This window comes from Pseudomonas putida (assembly GCF_028682635.1).
In the GTDB taxonomy this organism is placed as follows: Bacteria; Pseudomonadota; Gammaproteobacteria; order Pseudomonadales; family Pseudomonadaceae; genus Aquipseudomonas; species Aquipseudomonas putida_AE.
In genome coordinates, this window is sequence record NZ_JANHLK010000009.1 from 145446 (window position 1) to 164858 (window position 19413).

The following is a 19413-nucleotide window of genomic DNA, read 5'->3' on the forward strand; positions in this document are numbered from 1 at the left end:
TTCTCCAACGATGGGCATTGATGGTCGCCATTCTTGCCTAGAGTGCCTGCAAGGGCGAGTGTCATGTGGTTTTTTTCTTGGTAGTTGACCGATCCAGCCGCTTGCCAGCCGTTTCAAGGGGGTTGCGTATCGCCTTGAGCAGTGGCGATATAGGCGCCTAATAAAATTTCAGGGGTCGTTGTATGCCGCTCGCCACGTTGATTCATCGCGCCAGTTTGCCCAGCCCGCAAGTGTCAGCGGAGCAAGCGCTAGAGCTGCTGCAGGCGCATTACGGGCTTAGCGCAAGATTACAGCCCCTGGGCAGCCAGCAGGATCTGAATTTTCGCGTCGACAGCGATCAGGGGCGGTTTGTCCTGAAAATCTGCCGGGGCGACTATTCGGCGCTCGAGCTGCAAGCCCAGCATGCCGGGCTCAAGCACCTGGCTGAGCATCCTGACGTCCATGTGCCGCGGGTGATTGCGGCGAAAAACGGTGCGGACCTGTTGTCCCTGGAGGTCGCAGGCCAAGCGGTGCATGTGCGTCTGCTGGATTACATCGAAGGACAATCGCTGACGCACCTCGAACATTTCAATCGCACGGTGGTGGCCGGTTTCGGGCGGCTGTGCGGTGAAATGGACCTCGCACTGGCGGATTTTGACCATCCGGGGCTGGTGCGCACCCTGCAGTGGGACGCGCGCCACGCCCATGCGCTGATCGCCCATTTGCTGCCGGTGATCAAGGATGAAACCCAGCGCCGCTTGATCGTTGAAGCGTGCGAACAGGCAGAGCGCCATTTGTTGCCACTGCAAGACAAGTTGCCCGTGCAAGCCATTCACATGGACATCACCGACGACAACGTGGTCTGGCAGCGCGATGCGCAACGCCATTGGCAGTTGCAAGGCGTGATCGATTTCGGTGACCTGATCCGCACCTGGCGCATTACCGACCTGTCGGTGACCTGTGCCGCGTTGCTGCATCATGGCGGAGGCGATCCCTTCTGCATTTTGCCGACGGTGCAGGCCTATCACGCGGTCAATCCGCTGCAACACGAAGAACTGCTGGCGCTGTGGCCGCTGATCGTCGCCCGCGCGGCAGTACTGGTGCTCAGTGGCGAACAGCAGGTCAGCATCGATCCGGGCAATGCCTATAGCCGCGACAACCTGGTCCACGAGTGGGAAATTTTCCGTGTGGCCACCTCGGTGCCGTTGGCGCTGATGGAAGCGGCCATCCTGTCGGCCGTCGGACAGCGCCTGCCGGACATTGGCAGCGACGGTTTCGCACCGCTGCTGCCGAGTCTGGTGGGGCGCGAGTTTGCGTTGATCGACCTGGGCGTGCTCAGCCCGCATTTCGAGGCCGGTAACTGGGAGCAGGAAGGCATCGATCAGCGCCTGTTGGACGAAGCCTCCGCTGCCCACGGCCTGGCGGCCAGTCGTTATGGGCAATATCGGTTGTCGCGCACGCGCCCGGACACTGCCGGCGAACCGGACACTTGTCCCTTGCACGTCGAGTTGCGCGTGCCCCATGGCACGGCAGTCGAAGCGCCGTTTGCCGGGGTGGTGCACCAGCCGATGGCCGGGGTGCTGCAACTGGATGGTCCGCAACTGAGTGTGCGGTTGTGGGGCGTAACGCCATCGCTGCACAGCGGTGCGGCGCTAGTAAAAGGCCAGGTGCTGGGCTCGGTCAGCGGGCCGTTGATCGTGCAGTTGTGCCGAAGTGCGTCGATCAGTGCGCCGCTGTTCTGCACACCTTCGCGCGCCGCCGCCTGGCAAGCGCTTTGCCCGTCGCCGGCGACGCTGCTGGGCCTGGCGTGCGATGCGCAGGAAGAACTCGATTCGCAGACCTTGCTGGCTCGGCGCGACGCCAGTTTCGCCCGTACGCAAAAACACTATTACGTCGACCCGCCGCGCATCGAACGCGGCTGGCGCAACCACCTGATCGACATGCAGGGCCGCTCCTACCTCGACATGCTCAACAACGTTGCGGTACTCGGCCACGGCCATCCGCGCATGGCGGCGGTTGCCAGCCGTCAGTGGTCGTTGCTCAACACCAACTCGCGGTTCAACTATGCGGCGGTGGCCGAATTCTCCGAGCGTTTGCTGAAACTGTCGCCAGAGGGCATGGATAGGGTGTTCCTGGTCAACAGCGGCAGCGAGGCCAACGACCTGGCCATTCGCCTGGCGTGGGCCTACAGCGGCGGGCGCGACATGCTCAGCGTGCTGGAGGCCTATCACGGCTGGACGGTAGGCGCGGATGCGGTCTCGACTTCGATCGCCGACAACCCCAAGGCCTTGAGCAGCCGTCCGGACTGGGTGCACCCGGTGATCGCGCCGAATACCTATCGCGGCGAATTCCGCGGCCCTGACAGCACGCCGGACTACGTGCGCAGCGTCGAACACAACCTGGCGAAAATCGCCGAGCAAAAGCGTCAACTGGCCGGTTTCATTTGCGAGCCTGTGTACGGCAATGCCGGTGGTATTTCACTGCCGCCGGGGTACTTGCAGCAGGTTTACGCAATGGTCCGCGCCCAAGGCGGCGTGTGCATCGCCGACGAAGTGCAAGTGGGTTACGGGCGCATGGGCGATTTCTTCTGGGGGTTCGAAGAGCAGGGCGTGGTGCCGGACATCATCACCATGGCCAAGGGCATGGGTAACGGCCAGCCCCTGGGTGCAGTGATCACCCGCCGGGAAATTGCCGAAGCGCTGGAGGCCGAGGGCTATTTCTTCTCGTCTGCCGGTGGCAGCCCGGTCAGTTGCCAGATCGGCATGGCGGTGCTGGATGTGATGGAAGAGGAAAAGCTCTGGGAAAACGCCCAGGTGGTCGGCGGGTACTTCAAGGAGCGTCTTGAAGCGCTGATCGATATTCATCCGTTGGTCGGCGCGGTGCATGGTTCCGGGTTTTATCTGGGGGTGGAGTTGATCCGCAACCGTGAAACCCTGGAGCCGGCCACCGAGGAAACCACGGCGTTGTGCGATCGCTTGCGCGAGCTGGGGATCTTCATGCAACCGACTGGCGATTTCCTGAACGTGCTGAAGATCAAGCCACCGATGGTCACTACGCGCCAGAGCGTGGATTTCTTCGTGGATATGCTCTCGAAGGTGCTCGCGGAGGGTCTGTAAACACATACTCACTGTAGGAGCGAGCTTGCTCGCGAAGAGGCCGTGTCAGCCACGAATTCTTGTCTGAATGACCGCTTTCGCGAGCAAGCTCGCTCCTACAGGGAGTGGTGGTGTTAATTCGATTGTTATCGGGTTTAAGTGTGAAATTTTAGACGCATTGCTTATCTGTCGCTTCTAAAGCCGATATTTATCGGCTATAAAGTCGCCAATGCCAGGGTGTGGATCAACCATGCCCGACCGTCACGCACTTGCCCGGAGATGATTCATGAGCCGTAACGTTACCGTCGCCGCCACCCAGATGGCCTGTTCCTGGGACCTTGAAGGCAATATCGAGGTCGCAGAAAGGCTGGTCCGCGAAGCCGCCGCCAAGGGCGCGCAGATCATCCTGATCCAGGAACTGTTCGAAGCGCCGTACTTCTGCCAGAAGCCGAACCCGGATTACCTGCAACTGGCGACGACGGTCGAAGACAACGTCGCCATCAAGCACTTCCAGAAAGTCGCCAGGGAACTGCAAGTAGTGCTGCCGATCAGCTTCTACGAACTGGCAGGCCGTGCGCGTTTCAACAGCATTGCGATCATCGACGCCGACGGCAGCAATCTCGGGATTTATCGTAAAAGCCACATTCCAGATGGCCCTGGCTACCACGAGAAGTACTACTTCAACCCGGGCGATACCGGCTTCAAGGTGTGGAACACCCGCTACGCGAAAATCGGCGTGGGCATCTGCTGGGACCAGTGGTTCCCCGAGGCTGCGCGCAGCATGGCGTTGCAAGGCGCGGAAATCCTGTTCTACCCGACCGCCATCGGCAGCGAGCCGCACGACAAGACCATTTCGTCCCGTGATCACTGGCAACGCGTGCAACAGGGCCACGCCGGCGCTAACCTGATGCCGCTGATCGCCAGTAACCGCATCGGCAACGAAGAACAAGACGGCTACGACATTACCTTCTATGGTTCGTCGTTCATCGCCAACCAGTTCGGCGAGAAGGTGCAGGAACTCAACGAAACCGAAGAAGGCATCCTGGTTCACACCTTCGACCTCGACCAACTGGAACACATCCGTAGCGCGTGGGGCTCGTTCCGTGACCGTCGTCCGAACCTGTACAGCGCGCTGAAAACCCTCGACGGTTCCCTGGAGTCCTGATCGACATGACCACTTTGAGCAGCACCCCTCGCGCAGACGGCTTCTACATGCCGGCCGAGTGGGCACCACAAACCCAGACCTGGATGATCTGGCCCGAGCGTCCGGACAACTGGCGCCTGGGCGGCAAGCCGGCGCAAGCCGCGCACATGGCGGTGGCCAAGGCCATCGCCCGTTTCGAACCGGTCACCGTGGCGGTGTCCGCCGGCCAGTACGAAAACGCCCGTGCCCGCCTTGACGTACCCAATATCCGCGTGGTCGAGATGTCCAGCGACGATGCCTGGGTCCGGGACACAGGACCGACGTTCGTCATCAACAACAACGGCGAAGTCCGCGGCGTGAACTGGGACTTCAACTCGTGGGGCGGTTTTGACGGTGGCCTGTATTCGCCGTGGAACCGCGACTCGCAGGTGGGCGGCAAGATCCTCGAGATCGAGCGCAGCCAACGCTACCGCACCGAGGGCTTCGTGCTTGAAGGCGGCTCGATCCATGTCGATGGCGAAGGCACGCTGATCACCACCGAAGAGTGCCTGCTCAACCGCAATCGCAACCCGCACCTGAACCGTGCGGAAATCGAAGCGGTGCTCAGCGCGCATCTGGCTGTGGATAAGATCATCTGGTTGCCGGACGGCTTGTTCAACGACGAAACCGACGGCCATGTGGATAACTTCTGCTGCTACGTGCGTCCGGGAGAGGTGCTGCTGGCCTGGACCGACGATCCACAGGACCCGAACTACCCACGCTGCCAGGCCGCGATGAAAGTGCTGCAAAACAGCACCGACGCCAAAGGTCGCCCATTTACGGTGCACAAGATGCCAATTCCAGGGCCGCTGTATGCGACCGAGGAAGAATGCGCAGGTGTCGACCCGGTGCATGGCACCCAGGAACGCAATCCGAGCGTGCGTCTGGCCGGTTCGTATGTGAACTTCCTGATCGTCAACGGCGGCATCATCGCCCCGAGTTTCGACGACCCGCTCGATGGTCCTGCAAAAGAAATTTTGCAGAACCTGTTCCCCCAGCATGAAGTGGTCATGGTGCCTGGCCGTGAACTGTTACTGGGAGGCGGCAACATTCACTGCCTTACCCAACAACAGCCAGCACCGTACAAAGAGTGAGTGCAGTTGTAACAGCTTGAGTTTGTAGCGAAATCAGACAGGCAAACGTTTTCGCGCGCAACTTTGTGGGAAGCCCGCAGCCCTTAAGGACTGCGGGCTTTTTTGTATCCGCTTGTCGACAGCGCGCACGCCTTGGCATAGCTCTTGTATCTGCGAAGGTGTAATGCCGGGAGGGGGAGAACTTAGTTGTTCTGTCATAAACCTTGGATAAGTTAGCCGCTCAAAAACCGGGAGAGAGCGTTGAAATGAACGCCGAAGTGAATGTGGCAAGTGAGCGGGCGTTGCATCCCCTGGCAGTTAATGGCGAGTCGCTGCAGATCCTGGCGCACTGGTTAAAGTCCAATGGAACGCGTCAGATCACACAAAGTGATCCGCGCCGGACGATGATCGAGCGCTACCCCGCTGGCTTGTTCAGCGAAGCGGAACTGGATGCGTTGTGGGATGTGATGGAAGGATAAGAAGAAAAACAACGGATTGATAAAACAAAAGCGCTGCCGGGATGGCAGCGCTTTTTTTATGGGCGACAAGTTGTAGCAAATTACCCCGCCCCCCTGTAGGAGCTGGCTTGCCAGCGATGAGGCCAGCACACCCAACATTGATATCGGATGAAACGCCGCCATCGCTGGCAAGCCAGCTCCTACAGGGTGATGGTGTTAGAAACTGTAAGTCCCGGTCACCACAACGCTGCGCGGCTCACCCGGCTGAATCTGCGCCGCACTGGTGGCCGACGAGTAATACGTCTTGTCACTGATGTTGTTCAGCGCCGCGCGCAGATCCCAATCCTTCTGCCTGAACCCGGCCAACGCATCCCAGCGGCCATAACCCGGCAGCACGGTGGTGTTGAGGTTGTCGGCATAACGATCGCCAACCAGGGTCAACCCGGTTTCGGCATACCAGCCCATTTCAGGTTTCCAGGTCACGAACAGGCTGCCGTTACGCTTGGCCACGTTGCTGATGCGATTTCCTTCAAAGCCATTGTTGTCTTCCTCGATGGTCGCGTCCTGAAGACCTACGCCACCGCGCACATACCAGTTGCCGGTGATCTTGCCGGTGGCGGTCAGCTCTATCCCACGCGAACGTTGTTTACCGGTCAGCAAGGTAATGGTCGGGTTGTTCGGATCACTGGTGCGGCGGTTGTAGAGTTCCAGTTCGTAGATCGCCAGCGTGGTGCTCAGGCGATCGTCGAGCCAGTCGCTTTTCACGCCGATTTCTTTCTGCCTGGTCAGCTCCGGGCTCAGGTCGTTGGTATTGCCGGCCGCACCCGGAGTGATGCCGATCAAACCACCGCCGACCGGCGAAAACGTCTTCGACCAGGAGGCATAGAAAGAATGATTCTGCAGCGGCGTCCACACCAGCCCTACGCGAGGGCTGGTGCTGTGGCTGTCACGGTCTTCGGAAATGTCCCGCAGCTTGTTGGTCGACTCGATGTCGAACGTGTCGTAACGCAAGCCGGCGAGCAGTTGCCATTGATCGTTCAGTTGCAGCTGATCCTGCACATACACCGCACGGCTTTCGACCTCGGTGTGCGAGCTGCTGGAGACCTGCATGCGACCGGTGTGGCGTAAATCCCGATTGGGGTTGTTCAGGTCCAGCGGCGGCACCGGTGAACTGCCCGGGCCTGAGGTGGCGGCGGTGTACAAGGTCGGATCGCGCCGCTGGCTGCCGATCTCGATGCCGGTCAGCAGGCGATGTTCCAGGCCGAAAGTATCGAACCCGCCTTCCAGTTCAACGTTGTTGTAGACGTTGCGGGTGGTCAGGTCCTGTTGCCAGTGCTGGCGCGTGACCTGGTTGGTGGTCGGGTTGTAGCCGGTCAGGTAGGTGTTGTCGAAATCGCTGTTGAGCTTGAACACGCCCAGGGTCTGGCGCAGTTGCCAGTTGTCGCTGAGCTCGTAGGTGAGCTTGGAGCGCAGCGATTGCGACTTGTCGTCGATGAAATCGTGCTCGCTGCCGTAGGTCGTGTCGCGTCCGACGTCTGCCGGGCGGCCGTTGACCCCGGGGACACCGCGATCCGGCGTACGGTTGTAACGGCTGTATTCGTACTGCACCAGCCAGTTCAGGTCCGGCGTCAGCTGCCAGCTCATCGAGGGTGCAAACAACTGGCGATTACCACTCACGCCATCGCGGAAACTGTTCTGGTCCATGTTGCCCATATTCAGGCGCAGGCTGATGTTCTCGGATGGATCGCTGCTAAGGTCGGCATACAGGCTGCGAAGATCATCGCTGCCGCCCTGGGCTTCGAGGGTCGAGCGGCGGCCGAACTCCGGAAGTTTGCTCACCCGGTTGACGATCCCGCCCTGGCTGCCGCGGCCGTACAACACGGCGGCCGGACCTTTGAGCACGTCGATGCGTTCGATGTTGTGCAGGTCGCGCACGTATTGGCTGTCGTCACGGATGCCATCGAGATAAAAGTCGTTGCTTGCGTCAAAACCACGGATGCGCAGGCTGTCGAAGCGGGTGTCGGCGCCGCTGCTGACGTTGGGGATGCCACTGAGTGCGTTGCCCAGGTCGTTGGTGCCGTAATCGACAACGTTGGCGGTCTTGATCGAGTCGATGGCTTGAGGCACGTAGCGCACCGGCGTGTTGGTGCGGGTCGCCGTATTCGTTTCCTTCACACGTGGGTCATCGGCCTCGGTTTCGGCACTGATGGACGTGGCAGGTAAGGTGGTAGGCGCAGCGTAGGAAAAACCGGCAGATATCAGAGCAGAAAGCCCAAGGCTGAAGGGCGTAAGGCGAAAAGGGGCAGGCATTGAAGAACGCATCCGTAGGATTTTTAGGGGTGTAACTAAAGCGGCGCGAATGATAATGCTTGCTATTTACTTGTGTTAATTATTCCTGAGAAGGTGCTCTGCTTGATTGTTTCCAATTGTGTCGCAATTGTTACTTTTGCCTTTTCAACGTTATTTGAAGTCGATAAGACTGCGCGTCCGTTGAGGTTTTCTGCCAAGCAAACTCATTTCTTAGACGAATTTCGCCGGGTTATAGACGATTCATGAAATTGACACATCGTTAAGGCCGCGGCTACGATCCGGCCCAACGCCTGTGGCAGACCGCCATGACCGAAAAATAATTAAAAGGCCCGCCGCGAGAGATCGTGGGCGGGCCTTTTTGTTTGTGGGATGAAAAAAGAGCGCGATAGCGCCGTTTCGGCCGTTGAACACAGCGCGTTTCAACCCGTAATAAGGAAAACAACATGTTGAACAAGCGAATCAGCCTGATCGCTCTGGGGATTTTGAGCGCTACACAGGCCATGGCTAACGACCAGGCCGAATCCAAGGGATTTGTTGAAGACAGCAGCCTCAAAGTGCTGCTGCGCAATGCCTACATGAACCGTGACTACAAAGACGGCAACCCGGATAAATCCGAGTGGGGCCAAGCGGCCATCGGTACGTTCTCGTCCGGCTTCACCCAAGGCACCATCGGCGTGGGTGTGGATGCCTTTGGGCTGTACGCGCTCAACCTGGAGCGTAATGAAGACCGCAGCGGCGCCCAGGGCATCGACTTTTTCAAACAGGGTGCCAGCGGCGAACCGGCTGACGACCTGGCCAAAGCTGGCGCAGCCGTCAAATTCCGTCTGTCCAGCACAACGCTGACCTACGGCGACCAGATGCCGGTGCTGCCGGTATTGAGCTACGACAACGGTCGTCTGCTGCCGGAAAGCTACACCGGTACCCTGATCACCTCCAAGGAGATCAAGGGCCTGGAACTGAACGCCGGTCGCTTCACCGCCGAATCGCGCAAAAGCGCTGAAGGCCATGACAGCGGTGGCTTGAAGTCGATCAACGTGTTGGGCGGTAGCTACCAGTTCACCGAACAATTCAAGGCCGCGTTATATGCCTCCGACGTCGAAGACGTGCTGAAGAAGCAATACGTGAACGCCAACTACGTGTTCCCGTTCGACAAGGATCAGTCCCTGACCCTGGACTTCAACGGCTACCGTACCAAACTGGACGACTCTTACGTCCGTGACAACGGTATTACCGGCGACGACAACAAGATCTGGAGCCTGGCAGCCACCTTCGCCACCGGCCCGCACTCGTTCACCCTGGCGCACCAGCGCAGCACCGGTGACAGTAACCTGGGCTACGCCTACGGCGGCTACCAGAAAGATCAAAACCGCGTCGGCGACGGTGGCAACACCATCTACCTGGCCAACTCCTACTGGTCCGACTTCAACGCCGAAGACGAACGCAGCTGGCAACTGGGCTACGGCCTGGACTTCAGCACCTTCGGTGTGCCGGGCCTGAGCTACAACTTCGCCTATGTACGCGGTGACAACATCACCACCTCCACCAGCGAAGGCGGCACCGAGCGCGAGATCTTCAACCAGTTCAAATACGTCGTACAAAGCGGCCCGGCCAAAGACCTGAGCGTGAAGCTGCGCAGCTCGATCCTGCGCGTGTCGCAGAAGTCGAGCGAGTACAACGTCAGCGGTAACGAAGTGCGTGTGTTCGTGGACTACCCGATCAACATTTTCTGATGATGGGTTGCGGTATCGAGGCCTGATGTAAGGCTGAGAAAAAGAAGAAGCCCCGACTGGTTCGGGGTTTTTTTGTGAGTGCTTGTTGGCTCATGTCGTCAAAAGGCGATATCGGGAACACGTCTTGAGAACGTCGTCCGCGGCGACATGTTCCGAGACTGGATAAACACCGCATCTCGATACGCTGAAGTTTGACTTGGCTTATTACCTCACGTAACTAATGAAGTTCCCGCCCCCACCTTTATCCCCTCCAGCTAACTCCATACATTGAGCTCCAACGCCTCTCCCATCATTCCGACGGGAAGGTCACTGGAGTTTCGATCATGCCTTTTGTAAGCGTACGCATCACCCGCGATGGCGTTACCACTGAGCAGAAAGCTCAGGTGATTGCCGAGATCACTGAAACACTGGAACGCGTCCTCAACAAACGCCCTGAGCTGACCCATATCGTGATCGAGGAAGTCGACACCGATAACTGGGGCTATGCCGGTATCACCACCACCCAGTACCGCAAACAACTGGCGGAGGAGGGGAAGTCATGACGGCGTCGGTGACCATCGATTTCGTTTCCGACGTGGTGTGCCCATGGTGTGCTCTGGGGGCGACGGCGCTGGAGCAGGCGATCGAGAACGTGGCGGGTGAGGTGGCGGTCGAGCTGACCTACAAGCCTTTCGAGCTGAACCCGGACATGCCGGTTGAAGGCGAGAAAGCCGTCGAGCACTTGATGCGCAAATACGGGCGCACCGCCGAGGACGTCGCCTCTGGCAAGGCGATGCAGATCGCTCGCGGCGAGGCCATCGGCTTCAAGTTCGATCTGGAAAAGCGCACGCACTTCTACAACACCTTCGACGCTCACCGGTTGTTGCTCTGGGCGCTGGAAGAAGGCCGCCAGGTGGCGCTGAAGAAGATCCTGCTGCGCGCTTACTTCAGCGAAGGCCAGAACCCGAGTGATCAGCAGACGCTGGTGCGCCTGGCGGGTGAAGCCGGGTTGGACGAGGCCCGTGCGCGCAAGGTGCTGGCGTCAGGCGCCTTTGCCGACGAGGTACGTGAGCTTGAAGCTTTTTATCGACAGCACGGCATCAATTCGGTCCCGGCCCTGGTGCTCAACGGTCGTCACCTGGTGTCCGGCTCGCAATCGGTCGAGTACTACGAACAGATGTTGAGACAAATGGCACAAGCCTGATTACCAAATTTTTAAATCATCATTTATCAGTAGAGGTTCATCATGAGCAATTCGAAAAAAGTCGTTGTCATCACTGGCGCATCCCAAGGTCTCGGCGACGGCATGGTCAAGGTCTTCCGCGAGCTCGGTTACCAGATCGTCGCCACCTCGCGCTCGATCAAGCCATCCACCGATCCGGACATCCTCACCGTGGCCGGTGACATCGGCGAGCCAGAAACTGCACAGCGCGTGATTCGTGAAGCGATCGCCCATTTCGGCCGTGTCGATACCCTGGTCAACAACGCCGGGATCTTCATCGCCAAGCCGTTCACCGCGTACACCGCTGAAGATTACGCCAATGTTTTGTCGGTGAACGTCAACGGCTTCTTCTACATCACCCAACTGGCCATCGCCGAGATGGAGAAACAGGGCAGCGGCCACGTGGTCAACATCACCACCAGCCTGGTCGACCACGCCATCGACGGCGTGCCATCGGTACTGGCCTCGCTGACCAAAGGCGGCCTGAACGCGGCAACCCGTTCCCTGGCCATCGAATACGCCAAGCGCGGCATTCGGGTAAACGCGGTATCGCCTGGCATCATCAAGACCCCGATGCACGGCGAAGAAACCCACGCCGCACTGGGCGCACTGCACCCGGTCGGGCACATGGGCGAGATCGATGATATTGCGCAGGCAGTGGTGTATCTGGACGGCGCCAAGTTTGTTACTGGCGAGATCCTCCATGTAGATGGTGGGCAGAGCGCGGGTCACTGAGTCCTGGGTTTTCAAACTGCGCAAACAACAAAGCCCTTGTATTGCTACAAGGGCTTTGTTTTTAGGGCCGCATCAGGAAGTCTGCCGATCAATATCGCGTCGAAGCACGACAGCGGTGGTGATGTCTTCAACGGTTTCGTGACTGGCTACTGCGTCTCTAACCCGATTCAGATCATCGATCGTTCGCGATTCGATCTCGATGACCAGATCAAGCTGGCCACTGACCGAGGAGACGCGTCGTACCTGGGAGTTCTGGGCAAGCAGGTCCAGCAGGCTTATTGCCGGTGTGCGCTTGAGGCTCACAAGCAGGATGGCGCGAATCACGTTGGCGTCGATTTCGCCGATATCAGCCCGGTAGCCCCGGATCACACCATTGCGTTCAAGGTTGATGACGCGCTCGCTGGTGGCGCTTCTTGACAGTCCAATTCTCGCGGCCAGGGCCTTCAGGGCAATGCGCGCCTCTCTGGACAGGATTTCGAGTATTTCGCGATCTTTCGTGTCCAGGTCGCGCATCAGAACTCCCTAATTTTGTTACCGAATTTGTGCCGGTCGATTCCGACAATATGCAGGCCAAAGCCGACCGCATACCTACTGCCGTCCAAGGCTCCGCGTGCCAAGCTATCTGAAAAAAATGGCCTGGAAAACAATTACCATGACTAATCTTTCCCATCCCGCCCCCCAGTTCTCGACGGCGGAAGCCGAAAACCTCGGTGAGCAGCTTTTCGACGTTATCGGCACAGCCACGCCACTGGACGGTGAACGAGACCGCAACTATCGGTTGAGGACAGGCACCGATGCGGGGTGGATTCTGAAAGTCGTCAACTCGACGGAACCGCGTGTTGAAAGCGAGTTTCAGACGGCCATTCTCAGTCACCTTGCCAGTTGCAGCCCAGAGCTTGCCGTGCCCTTTCTCAAGAAAAGCCTGGCGGGTGATTTCCTCGCCTCGACAGTGGCACCTTCTGGCGAAACCCATGCGGTTCGCCTGGTCGGTTGGTTGCACGGAACGCCACTTGCCGAGGTCCCTCGTACGTTCGAATTGATGCGCAGCCTCGGTCAATCTTTCGCAGAGGTAGATCGTGCACTTCAGGGCTTCATTCATCCGGGCGCGGTACGTGATCTCGACTGGGATTTGCGTCACGCCGCACGTTCGCGCTCACGCCTGCATTTCGTGAAAGACGCGGACAAAAGGGCGATTCTGGAACGGTTCATTGACAGGTTCGAAAGAACCGTTCAACCCAAGCTTGCGCGTTTGCGCACACAGGTCATACACAATGACGGCAATGACTGGAACATCCTCGTCGATTCCTGCAACCATCAGAAAGTCTCGGGCATCATCGATTTCGGCGATGCCGTCCATACGATCCTGATTGCCGAAGTAGCCATCACCTGTGCTTATTCCATCCTCGACATGGAAGATCCAATCGGCGCGGCCGCTGCCCTCACGGCCGGTTTCCATGAGAAGTACCCTCTGCATCCCGAGGAGGTCGACGTCCTCTTCAATCTCATTGCGATGCGCCTGGTCACGAGCGTCACGTTGTCGGCATTGCGATACGGCCAGACGCAAGACAATCCCTACCTTGCCATCAGCGAAGCGCCGGCCTGGCGCCTCCTGGAGAGGATGGATCGCATGAACCCTCGACTGGCGACGGCGATCCTGCGCAAAGCCTGTGGTTTTGACGCGATCGAAGGCGCCGGTGCGGTTCGCCGCTGGGTGGCTGAAAACAGTAAGTCTTTTGCGGATATCGTGCGTCCATCTGCGGCGACCATGAACAAGGCGATCGCTCCATTCGGGGATGCTTCGCACGTAATGACGATCGCCTCGGCCGAGCAGCGTCCAGCGCAGGCAACCCAGTGGTGGAATGAGTTTTCTGCCGAGCACAAGGTGCCGCTCGGCATCGGACCCTGGGGCGAGGAAAGGACCATCTACACCGACACGGCATTCGAATCGCGCTTCATTGAAGGGCAGCGTCGGATCATTCACGTCGGTGTCGATTTGATCATGCCCGCCGGCACACCTCTCTATACGCCTGTTGCCGGTGTGGTGCAGAGCGTCGAGGTCGAGCCTGAGCCGCTTGGCTATGGCGGTTTGATCATGCTCGAGCACTCGCCTGAAGATTGCCCTCCCTTCCTGACCCTGTGGGGTCACATGGCCCATGAAGCGCTGGCGCGACTTAAACCCGGCGACCGACTTGAGGCTGGCGCGCTGGTTGGATACATGGGCGCGGATACGGAAAACGGTGGGTGGATCCCCCATGTACATTTTCAGATGTCCACGGACACCGGGTTGAAAGCCAGCGAGTTCATTGGCGTCGGTGAGCGGGCTTATCTTGAGGTTTGGGCCGACCTTTTTCCCGATGCATCGACCCTCGCCGGGATTCCTCCGGAAACCTACAGCCAGGACGGCTGCACCAAGGCTGAGATCGTTGCCAAGCGTAAGGAACTGCTGCTTCCAAACTTGTCGATTTCCTATTCAGATCCGATCAAGTTCGTACGCGGTGATGGGGTTTGGTTGATCGATAACTTCGGCAGAGCGTATCTGGACTGCTTCAATAACGTGTGCCATCTCGGCCACTCCCATCCAGATGTGGTGCAAGCGCTTTCACGCCAAGCCGCACGCCTGAACACCAACACGCGTTATCTGCACGACAATATCGTGGAGTACGCAGAGCGGCTCACCGCGACGTTACCTGAAGGTTTGGCGGTCGCTTCCTTCGGCTGTTCAGGCAGTGAAGCCAACAGCCTCATGCTCCGGATGGCGCGCAATCACACGGGTCGTAACGACGCCATTGTGCTGGATTGGGCCTACCACGGCACGACACAGGAGCTGATCGATCTCAGCCCTTACAAATATAAGCGCAAGGCCGGTAAAGGACGTGCAGACCATGTGTTCGAAGCGGTCGTCCCGGATGCTTATCGAGCTGAGCAAGATTGGCCGTACGAGGAGCTCGGCAAGCGTTTCGCTGAGAGTGTGGCGGATCAGATTGAGCTCATGCGCAAGCAAGGTCGATCCCCGGCATTCTTTTTGGCGGAGTCCATTCCAAGTGTCGCCGGGCAACTGTTCTTCCCGGATAACTACTTGAAAGAAGTCTATGCAATGGTTCGCGCAGAGGGTGGTCTTTGCCTGGCGGACGAAGTCCAGGTCGGCTTCGGTCGTGTTGGCAGCCACTGGTGGGCATTTGAAACCCAGGGCGTCGTTCCCGACGCAGTGTCCATGGGCAAACCCATTGGCAATGGGCATCCCATGTCGGCGGTTGTTACTACGCGCGAAATGGCAGACAGCTTCAACAATGGCATGGAGTACTTCAATACCTTCGCCGGTAGTCCGGTTTCATGTGCTGTAGGGCTCTCGGTACTCGATGTGATTGAGCGCGATGACTTGAAACTCAACGCACTGACCGTTGGCAACTATCTGCTCGACGGCTTCAGTAAGTTACAGCGGCGATACGATGCAATAGGCGATGTGCGCGGGCTGGGTCTTTTTCTCGGAATAGAACTTGTCACCGATCGCAAAACGAAAATTCCAGCCACGGCGCTGGCGAAAAAAGTAGCCGATGGTGCCAGGGAGCGAGGCGTTTTGATCGGTACTGAAGGCCCCTATGACAATGTCCTGAAAATGCGTCCGTCGATGATTTTCAGTCAGAAGAATGCTGATTTCCTCCTTGAAGTCCTGGACGAAAGCTTCAAGGCCGCACTCCAGTAAGGGGTCAAAATCGGGGGCGTGCAGCAAGGGTCCTGGTTGATCAGTCTCTTCGCACGCTGCCTTCCCGGCATAGTGTCGGTCAACTCCGGCAATGTGTCAGGCAGGCTGGCACCTTGCTGGGTGCTTTCCAAAATAGCCTATGCAAAGATTTTCCTGAAGGCTGGGTGAAGAGCCCCAAAACAATAAATAATAATTCTTCCGAGGTGCCATCCGATGCTAACTAACAGGCTCAAGGACTTGATTGTCGCTTCCACTGTGGTGGTGGCGGCACTGGTTTTTACCTCCGCTGTTCACGCTGATGATTTGAAGTCAATTCAGGATTCCCAAGAGATTCGTATTGCGATGAGCGGGCAATACGTTCCCTTCAGCTTTGTTAACGAGAATAACCAGGTTGTCGGATTCGACGCCTCCATCAGCGAGGCACTAGCTGAGCGGATGGGGGTAAAAGTGACGATCATCACGACCCCGTTCGACGGGATCATTGCCGGTCTTCTGGCGAAAAAATACGACGCCATCATCGCGTCCATGACCATTACGCCGGAACGCCAGAAGGCCGTGGATTTCGTTGGGCCCTATTACCACGCTGGCCGCACGATCGTGGTGAAGGACAGCTCTTCGATCAAAAGTTTTGATGATCTCAAGGATGTTGTGGTTGGCGTCACGCTGGGGGATGCCCACGATAAATGGGCCAGGGCTCGCGGCAACCTGAAGGTGAGATCGTACAAGGGTCTTCAGGAAATGCTGGTTGATCTGGATGCCGGTCGTATCGACGCGCTGGTGATGGACAGTGTTCCGGTGCTGGTCGCCGTCAAGGAAACCGGGCAGAAGGTTCGCATCATTACTCCACCCGAGAGCGATGGTGGCATTGAAGGTATGGGTATTGCACTGCGCAAGAATAACCCTGAGCTCAAGGCGACGATGCAGAAGGCGCTTGAAGAAATGCTCGCCGATGGCACTTACGAAAAGATCTCCATGAAATGGATTGGCAACGATATCCGCTAATTCATCTTTAGCCTGGCCCGACTTTTTCATCGGGCCAGTCAATCGGCCTTTTCTGAGCGTTTCCATGGATCTGACACTCATACAGCGCACATTCCCGTTTTTTCTGGAAGCGGCCTGGATCACGGTGCAAATCTCGGTACTTGCACTGCTACTGGGTTTCCTGGTCGCCATCGTGCTGGTCGCTGCGCGGTTGTCCACTTTTCTCATCTTTCGCAGCCTCGCAAGAATCTACATCAGCGTTTTTCGCGGCACTCCCTGTCTGGTCCAGCTGTTCATCATTTACTTTGGCGGGCCGCAGGTCGGGGTTGAATTGGAGCCCTTTGCCGCAGGCGTGATCGGCTTGGGCCTGAACATCGCGGCCTACATGGCCGAATCCATTCGTGGCGCCATCATCAACGTCGATCCTGGCCAGGAAGAAGCTGCACGTTCAATTGGTTTCGGGCGGGGCCAGACGTTATGGCACATCAAGCTGCCACAAGCGGCAAAGCTGATGATCAGGCCGCTGGGCGTAAATGCTGTCGCGCTTATCAAAGGTTCTGCATTGGTGTCGACGATCTCCGTGGTTGAACTTTCATATACCGCGCAACGCTTTATCAGTTCAACGTACAAGCCTTTTGAGATTTTCATGGTGTCTGCACTGCTTTATATCGTGATGGTCTATTCGGTCAGATTTGTTGTTGACTACCTCGATAATCGCTTCGCGGCAAGGTGAGAGCATACAGATGCAAAACCTGGATCTTAGTATCGTTACTCCCTATTCCGAATTGCTGGCGACGGGCCTCTGGTGGACAGTCGTAATGTTTTTAAGCTCAAGCATATTGAGTTTGATCGCCGGGGTAGCCTTTGCACTCATCGTTCTTTATGCGCCTAAGCTTCTGGCGCTACCCGTGCGCTTTATTACCTGGCTGCTCATGGGAACTCCACTCCTGCTGCAGTTGTATTTGATCTATTACGGTCTTGTGCAAGTGGGGATCGATATTCCTGCACTGGTGGCAGGCATCATAGGCCTTAGCCTGCACTTCGCCGTCTACAATGCCGACGTCATTCGGGCTGGCGTGATGTCAGTAGACCCTGGTCAAATCGAAGGTGCCCGGTCCATTGGTTTCAGTCGCGGGCAGACTCAGCGCTACATCATCGTGCCACAAGCGCTGCGTAGTACTATTGCGCCGCTTGGAAATAACCTGATTGTCTTGTTAAAGGACACATCACTGGTTTCCATCATCGGTATTGCCGAGTTGGTGTATAGCGCGCAACTTGCCGTGAGCGAGACCTATAGCCCGTTTGAGTTCTATCTGACGGTCGCGGTTATTTACTATGCAGCCAATCTTGTTCTCGAGGCCGGCCTGCATCTTCTCGAAAGAAAGGTAGAGATGTCACGATGACCAAAAATGAATTCATGGTTGAGGTGAAGGGCGCTCGCAAGGCCTACGGAGCAATTGAAGTACTCAAGGGCATCGATCTTTGCGTACCTCGCGGAAAAATAATCGCCATTATCGGCCCCAGTGGTTCCGGCAAAAGCACACTTCTGCGGTCAATCAACCACCTGGAAGCACTGAACGACGGAGAGATCTGGCTGGAAGGTGAGCAAGTCAATCGGCCATTGAAAGGTCGTGCGTTTGAACAGCATATCAATGCTGTGCGCCAGCAGATGGGCATGGTGTTTCAGCACTTCAATTTATTTCCGCATTTGACCGTGTATGAAAACATCGCCCTTGGCCCGATAAAACTCAAAGGGCTCACGAAAAAGGAAGCACGTGAGCTGGCAATGGAATACTTGTCAAAAGTCGGGTTGGCCAACAAGTTCGACGAGTATCCTTCTCGGCTGTCAGGGGGACAGAAGCAGCGCGTAGCCATCGCCAGGGCACTGGCCATGCGGCCGAAAGTCATGCTGTTCGACGAGGCCACCTCGGCACTGGACCCTGAGCTCGTCGAGGAGGTCAACCTGGTTATGAAGCAACTTGCGGCCGAGCATATGACCATGTTGATCGTCACGCATGAAATGCGTTTTGCAGGCGAAGTGGCAGACAGGATTGTCTTTATGGACGGTGGGGTTGTAGTAGAGGAAGGGGCGCCAGCAGAGATCTTGCAGAACCCGGTCCACGAACGAACCCGGTCGTTCTTGAAAAAGCATCTGCACGAAAGATGAGGTGAGCTTATCGCAGACAAACAAAAGGCCCGCATCGCTGCGAGCCTTTGTTTTGTATGGTGCCGGCACCAGGAATCGAACCCGGGACCTACTGATTACAAGTCCATGCAGTTGCGCAATGAACATTAGAAAAAGCTGCGAAACCTGCATTTTCCGTGATTATTTCAACGATGTTCAGCAAGTATTCTTAATGGGTGTGGACGGAATGTGGACGTTCCAAGGCTGGCCCGCTTTCACAAACCTACATAGACCTTCAATGAGTGAAATACCTCTTTCCTGCCTCCGGCCCAACGCCTGCCTGTTCCGGAGCCCTGATTGCACCTCCTGCTGCGTTGCACAAAAAACGGATGCGAGGCCCGTCGGCGGGAGGGGGAAAAGTGCGTTCTCACTCCCTTTTTCTTTGGATCGTTCGGATCTAACTGACGAAGGTGACTCTGTGTGTATTGTGTGTATTCGACATTGACTGATTTGTCATTCGTGTGTACTATACACAACATCGGAGCAAGGGGAGGGACAGGATGCGGAGTAGAGAGGTGATTGATTTGATGCTGGCGGATGGTTGGGAGGAGGTGGCCGTAAAGGGCAGCCATCACCAATTCAAGCATCCCACCAAGCCAGGCCGGGTGACAGTTCCACACCCCAAGTCTGAAATTGCTAAAGGAACGCTACATAGTATTTTGAAGTCCGCCGGCCTCAAATGAGGCCGAACGAACCGCCTGAAGCCCTGCAGATGGGGCTTTCGGTGGATCGGTTAGGTAATAGTGACTGTCCTTAGACGGACGCTTGCTCTGGCTCAACAGA

Annotated in this window: 16 protein-coding genes; 14 read left to right on the plus strand and 2 right to left on the minus strand. The window is 57.4% G+C overall.

Translation table 11 applies throughout. From position 1 onward, the window contains the following. Nucleotides 1-182 precede the first annotated feature (182 nt). The 4 genes from NPS56_RS13845 (at nucleotide 183) to NPS56_RS13860 (ending at nucleotide 5809) form a co-directional block, all read left to right on the plus strand. The gene (locus tag NPS56_RS13845; protein ID WP_274075110.1) at nucleotides 183-3095 is read left to right on the plus strand and encodes an aminotransferase; all 2913 of its coding nucleotides are present in this window, start codon (nucleotides 183-185) and stop codon (nucleotides 3093-3095) included. Between the two features lie 265 nt (nucleotides 3096-3360). Then, a complete protein-coding gene (aguB, locus tag NPS56_RS13850; RefSeq protein ID WP_046815314.1) occupies nucleotides 3361-4239 on the plus strand; it encodes an N-carbamoylputrescine amidase in 879 nt (292 codons plus the stop codon). Nucleotides 4240-4244: 5 nt separating this feature from the next. Beyond that, complete coding sequence (gene aguA, locus NPS56_RS13855) at nucleotides 4245-5351, plus strand: agmatine deiminase (protein WP_274075111.1); 1107 nt, start codon at nucleotides 4245-4247, stop codon at nucleotides 5349-5351. A gap of 245 nt (nucleotides 5352-5596) precedes the next feature. Further along, nucleotides 5597-5809, plus strand: a complete 213-nt coding sequence (locus NPS56_RS13860) for a hypothetical protein (RefSeq protein WP_274075112.1) — start codon at nucleotides 5597-5599, stop codon at nucleotides 5807-5809. A gap of 195 nt (nucleotides 5810-6004) precedes the next feature. Here the strand turns inward: NPS56_RS13860 and NPS56_RS13865 are convergent, their stop codons facing one another. Continuing rightward, a complete protein-coding gene (locus NPS56_RS13865) occupies nucleotides 6005-8098 on the minus strand; it encodes a TonB-dependent receptor (RefSeq protein ID WP_274075113.1) in 2094 nt (697 codons plus the stop codon). A gap of 443 nt (nucleotides 8099-8541) precedes the next feature. Here NPS56_RS13865 and NPS56_RS13870 point away from each other — a divergent pair, with 443 nt between their 5' ends. The 4 genes from NPS56_RS13870 to NPS56_RS13885 all read left to right on the plus strand — a co-directional run bounded on the left by NPS56_RS13870 (nucleotide 8542) and on the right by NPS56_RS13885 (nucleotide 11764). Then, nucleotides 8542-9828, plus strand: a complete 1287-nt coding sequence (locus tag NPS56_RS13870; protein ID WP_274075114.1) for an OprD family porin — start codon at nucleotides 8542-8544, stop codon at nucleotides 9826-9828. A gap of 323 nt (nucleotides 9829-10151) precedes the next feature. Then, nucleotides 10152-10370 carry a tautomerase family protein gene (locus NPS56_RS13875; RefSeq protein WP_274075115.1) on the plus strand — a complete coding sequence of 73 codons (219 nt, stop codon included), beginning with the start codon at nucleotides 10152-10154 and terminating at the stop codon, nucleotides 10368-10370. Beyond that, nucleotides 10367-11011, plus strand: a complete 645-nt coding sequence (locus NPS56_RS13880) for a DsbA family oxidoreductase (protein ID WP_274075116.1) — start codon at nucleotides 10367-10369, stop codon at nucleotides 11009-11011. The genes NPS56_RS13875 and NPS56_RS13880 overlap by 4 nt, the downstream gene beginning before the upstream one ends. A 42-nt stretch (nucleotides 11012-11053) precedes the next feature. Then, complete coding sequence (locus tag NPS56_RS13885) at nucleotides 11054-11764, plus strand: SDR family NAD(P)-dependent oxidoreductase (RefSeq protein ID WP_274075117.1); 711 nt, start codon at nucleotides 11054-11056, stop codon at nucleotides 11762-11764. Nucleotides 11765-11836: 72 nt separating this feature from the next. Here NPS56_RS13885 and NPS56_RS13890 read toward each other — a convergent pair whose 3' ends face one another. Then, a complete protein-coding gene (locus NPS56_RS13890; RefSeq protein ID WP_033040011.1) occupies nucleotides 11837-12277 on the minus strand; it encodes an Lrp/AsnC family transcriptional regulator in 441 nt (146 codons plus the stop codon). A 139-nt stretch (nucleotides 12278-12416) separates the two neighbouring features. Here NPS56_RS13890 and NPS56_RS13895 point away from each other — a divergent pair, with 139 nt between their 5' ends. From NPS56_RS13895 to NPS56_RS13920, 6 genes are all read left to right on the plus strand, one after another. Then, nucleotides 12417-15464 (plus strand): aminotransferase class III-fold pyridoxal phosphate-dependent enzyme, encoded by a 3048-nt coding sequence (locus NPS56_RS13895; RefSeq protein WP_274075118.1) that lies wholly within the window; start codon nucleotides 12417-12419, stop codon nucleotides 15462-15464. Nucleotides 15465-15677: 213 nt separating this feature from the next. After that, the gene (locus NPS56_RS13900; RefSeq protein ID WP_274075119.1) at nucleotides 15678-16466 is read left to right on the plus strand and encodes an ABC transporter substrate-binding protein; all 789 of its coding nucleotides are present in this window, start codon (nucleotides 15678-15680) and stop codon (nucleotides 16464-16466) included. 64 nt (nucleotides 16467-16530) lie between these two features. Further along, entirely contained in the window at nucleotides 16531-17178 is a 648-nt protein-coding gene (locus tag NPS56_RS13905; protein ID WP_274075120.1) for an amino acid ABC transporter permease, read from the plus strand. A gap of 10 nt (nucleotides 17179-17188) precedes the next feature. After that, complete coding sequence (locus tag NPS56_RS13910; protein WP_274075121.1) at nucleotides 17189-17848, plus strand: amino acid ABC transporter permease; 660 nt, start codon at nucleotides 17189-17191, stop codon at nucleotides 17846-17848. Further along, nucleotides 17845-18612 (plus strand): amino acid ABC transporter ATP-binding protein, encoded by a 768-nt coding sequence (locus NPS56_RS13915; RefSeq protein ID WP_274075122.1) that lies wholly within the window; start codon nucleotides 17845-17847, stop codon nucleotides 18610-18612. The genes NPS56_RS13910 and NPS56_RS13915 overlap by 4 nt, the downstream gene beginning before the upstream one ends. A 518-nt stretch (nucleotides 18613-19130) precedes the next feature. Beyond that, a complete protein-coding gene (locus tag NPS56_RS13920; RefSeq protein WP_150747378.1) occupies nucleotides 19131-19313 on the plus strand; it encodes a type II toxin-antitoxin system HicA family toxin in 183 nt (60 codons plus the stop codon). The last annotated feature ends 100 nt before the right edge of the window (nucleotides 19314-19413 follow it).